The organism is Mesorhizobium sp. M0018 (genome assembly GCF_040323955.1).
GTDB lineage: Bacteria > Pseudomonadota > Alphaproteobacteria > Rhizobiales > Rhizobiaceae > Mesorhizobium.
The window spans coordinates 1-531 of sequence record NZ_JAMYVL010000095.1 but is presented as its reverse complement, the minus strand read 5'-3'; the positions used below and the strand labels follow the sequence as shown (position 1 = coordinate 531).

The 531-nt window shown below is 58.0% G+C and carries 1 protein-coding gene; it reads left to right on the top strand.

The window, feature by feature from the left end:
• Positions 1-222: 222 nt before the first annotated feature.
• On the top strand, positions 223-531 hold a 309-nt coding region (locus tag NKJ81_RS32610), incomplete at its 3' end, for an IS110 family transposase (protein WP_352542993.1).

Here is a 531-nt window from a genome sequence, read left to right as displayed (position 1 = left end):
GCACATGCCGCTCCAGGCTGAAGCCGTAGAACAGCTCCTCCTGCATCACACTTTGCTCGCCCATCATCGACTCAATCTCCTCTTACGACGAAGATTGAATCAGATGGGATATTCGGCTTGAGCCCCATCTTCGACGGTGATGGACGGAGGTGCTGCGCTCCGAGCTGATGATAGAACGTGGTCTGCAGCTACAGCCACAAGCATCAGGAAAGGAAACGCAGCATGAAGCATTATGCCGGATTGGATATCTCGGTAAAAGAGACCGCCGTTTGCATTGTCGATGAAACTGGCAAGATCTGCCGCGAGGTCAAGGTGGTCAGCCACCCCGACGACCTCACCGCGGTTCTGAAAGATCCCGCCTTGCGCATCGAGCGGATCGGGCTCGAGGCCGGACCGTTGTCGCAATGGCTGTTCGAAGGCCTGGCCAGGGCCGGTTTGCCGGCAATCTGCATCGAGACCCGACACACCAAGGCATTCCTCAAGGCGCGGCCGAACAAGACGGATCGCAATGATGCGCGCGGCATCGCACAG